This is a genomic window from Streptomyces sp. URMC 123, from assembly GCF_051386515.1.
Classification (GTDB): domain Bacteria; phylum Actinomycetota; class Actinomycetes; order Streptomycetales; family Streptomycetaceae; genus Streptomyces.
The window spans coordinates 1-3403 of record NZ_JBPQTV010000487.1 but is presented as its reverse complement, the minus strand read 5'-3'; the positions used below and the strand labels follow the sequence as shown (position 1 = coordinate 3403).

At 74.5% G+C, this 3403-nt stretch carries 1 protein-coding gene and 1 pseudogene; one reads left to right on the top strand and one right to left on the bottom strand.

Features of this window, described 5'->3' with window-relative positions:
- Positions 1-1223: xylan 1,4-beta-xylosidase (locus ACSNOD_RS29795; RefSeq protein WP_436770194.1), on the top strand; the 1223-nt coding region annotated here is incomplete at its 5' end.
- A 131-nt stretch (positions 1224-1354) separates the two neighbouring features.
- Here the strand turns inward: ACSNOD_RS29795 and ACSNOD_RS29790 are convergent.
- A pseudogene (locus ACSNOD_RS29790) lies at positions 1355-3403 on the bottom strand (lipopolysaccharide biosynthesis protein); the annotation flags it as partial.

The window sequence follows — 3403 nt, the reverse complement described above, 5'->3', positions numbered from 1 at the left end:
CCCCCGGCGCGCCGCCCGCCGCCCTCGGCTGGGGCCTGACCCACACCCAGTACAGCGCCGACTCCGGCCCCCCGGCCGCCCGCGAACGGGCGGCCGCGCTGCTCTCCGCCCGGTCCATGCCCCAGAACCAGCACATCATGGGCTGGGGCGCCGACAACCCCGAGCCCGCCCCCGGCCGCTACGACTTCGCCGGGCTCGACAGCCGCATCGCCCTGGCCCGGGCCACCGGCGGCACCCCCGTCATCACCCTGTGCTGCGCGCCGGACTGGATGAAGGGCGGCCAGGAGGGCCGCACCGACTGGGACCCGAAACGGCTGGAGGCCGCGCCCCGCCCCGAGCACTACCGCGACTTCGCCGCCCTCGCCGGCACCGTCGCCCGGCGCTACCCCGACGTCCGCCACTTCATCGTCTGGAACGAGTTCAAGGGCTTCTTCGACGAGAAGCGCAACCGCTGGAACCACGAGGGCTACACCGAGCTGTACAACCTGGTGTACGCGGAGCTGAAGAAGGCCGACCCGCGCAACCTCGTCGGCGGGCCGTACCTGGTCATGGACAGCCACCCGCCCGACCAGCGGTTCCACGCCTCCGCCCTGCGCGGCCCCTGGGGCACCGTGGACCAGCGCACCCTGGACGCCCTGCGCTACTGGAACAAGCACAAGGCGGGCGCCGACTTCGTCGTCGTCGACGGCGCCGGCTACACCCGCGACGACAAGCCGCTGCCCGACGAGTTCGCCGCCAGCGACAAGTTCACCGACGTGAGCCGGTGGGTGCGGCACAGGACAGGACTGCCGCTGTGGTGGGCCGAGTGGTACGTGGAGCCGGGCGAGGGCGACGGAGCCCGCTCCGGATGGACCGAGCGGCGGCGCCTCGCCGCCCAGGCGGCCGGCATGATGGCGATCGCCCGCGGCGGCGCCGCGACCGCCCTCTACTGGAACCCCCAGCAGCGCACCGGCGCCTGCCCCGGCTGCCTGTGGCGGGGCACGGAGGGGCCGGACGGCGGCGCCGAACTGCCGATGATGGACCTGCTGCGCCGCTTCGCCCACGAGTTTCCGCCCGGCACGCGCTTCACCGACGTCGAGAGCGACGCCGGGGACGCCGTACGGGCCCTGGCCGACGACACGGCGCTGCTCCTGGTGAACACCCGGGACCGCGAGACCCGCGCCACGATCGACGGCCGTACGGTCGCCCTGGAGCCCCACGAGGTGCGCTGGGCGCGCCGCTGAGCACAGGCGACTTCTGAGCACGGGCGCGCCGCCGAGCACAGGTGCACAGGCGCGCAGCCGAGCACAGTCCTGAGCCCCGGGAACCCGCCGACTCCCGGGGCTCGGAACGGTTTCGAGCACCTTGGCCCCCCTCAGGACAGCGTCCAGAAGCGGTGCCCCAGCGCCATCAGTACGGCCGCCATCAGCGGCAGCGAGAACCAGAGCGACCCCTGGAGCCAGGCCCGCTGCCGCACGCCGGGCGCGCAGACCACCCGTACGGTCTCCCGCGCCACCAGCAGGACCAGCAGCACCGCCGCCGCCACCGCCCCGAACACCGACCAGGTGTCCCAGGTGACCTTCGGCCCGGTGGCCCCCCGCGACGCCGGCGGCACCGCGCCCTCCGGTGGCTCCCGCAGCGCGTACAGCGTGGCGTCCCCGTTGGACAGCACCCGGCGCACCTGCCCGCTGTCGTCCAGCGAGCGCAGCAACCGCCGCTCCCAGGAGGGGGAGTAGCCGGAGTCGAGCACCAGGGACACCGACTGGCCCCGGGAGATCATCAGATAGGACCCCGGGCCGGCCGCGCGCAGCGCCTTCACCAGCTCCTCGCCCCGCGCCGGGTCGCGCGGCGCGAGCGTGGGCACGTACCGCACCCGCTCCATGTCCCGCGCCCCCCAGGGGATCGCCGGGGTGACGTTCACGGCGGGGTCGTCGCTCGGCCACAGCAGCCGTACGGTGGGCCGGTCGTGCGCGTAGACGTACTCCATCGCCGCGACCTCGCCGGGGCGCACCCGCTCGAACGGCTCGTTGCCCCAGCGGGCGACGAGAAAGCCGCCGAACAGCACCAGCCCCGCCACCAGTGCCGCGAGCGGGCCCAGGCCGCGCCGCAGGGTGTCCGTCCGGGGGAAGAGCGCCAAGCCCCCCAGCACACAGGCACCGGGCAGGGCGAACAGGAACACCCGCAGTGCCATCTCGCCGCCGTAGGACTGCAGGCCGAAGGCGAGGAAGGGCACGAACGTGAGCACCAGCAGCGCGCGGTCGCTCAGCCCGGCGGCGCGCCGCCGCAGCACGCCCCAGCACGCCCAGGCGATCACCGCGGCCGCCAGCGCCACCCGCGCGTACAGCACCAGCTTGTGGACGCTGCTGCCGCCCTCGATCCGCCCGGACACCGACGACGACACATTGCCGCCGACGCCTCCCAGCCCTCCGAACAGTTCGTCGAAGTGGCCCGACCAGTACGGCTCGGCGAGGAACCCGACCCACACGGCCACCAGCGCCGCGCACAGCAGGGGCAGCCCCCGCAGGGTGGAGCGGCCGATCAGGACCAGCGCGGTCAGCACCCCGAGCATCACGAACGGCGTCAGCTGGTGGCTGGCCACGGAGGCGGTGAACAGCGCGATCAGTACGGCGAGCAGCGCCGCCCGGTCGCCCGGACCGGTGGGGACGACCTCCGCCTCGCCCGGCCGCAGCCGGAGCGCCAGCGGGCGCGGCTCCCGGAAGTACGCCAGGGCGATCGCCACGAACAGCAGATAGAACAGATAGTTGAGCGCCTGCGGCGAGAAGTAGTCCTGCCCGACCCAGCCGCACAGCGCGAACAGCCATGCCGCGCTCCACTTCGCCCGCCAGCTCGCCCGTACGGACTTCAGCAGCAGCCCCAGGGGCGCCAGGTACAGCAGTTGGAGGACGGTCGGCCACCAGCGCAGTACGGGGGTGAGGTCCGAGACCCCGCAGGCCTCGGCGGCGAACGCGGCCAGCGCGAAGAACCCCGGCCAGCTCCAGCGGGCGTCCAGTTCCGGGGCCGCCGCGCCGCTCCGGTCGATGAGGTCCAGGAAGCCGAGGTGCTGCCAGGCGGTGGCGAACCGGGGTTCGCTCTCGAGCACCGCGGGCACGGCGTGCAGCGAGACGACGGTGAGCAGCAGGATCGCCGTCAGCAGCGTCCGCCGGGAGGTGGGGAGACAGAGCGCCCCGGCGAACGCCAGCACCAGCAGCGCGCCGCCCAGGAGGGTGGTGGAGGGCAGGACGGAGACCAGGCCGAGACCGTTCATCCGGTCCAGCCCCCGCTCGCCGAGGGAGCGCAGCGGCAGCCAGTACAGCGCGACGGCGGCGGCCAGTACGGCCCACAGGAGCGCCGGTGCCAGCCAGGGGCGGCGCACCGGGGCGGGCGGCAGGGTCAGCAGGGCGCGCAGCACTACGGGCGCGTCCCG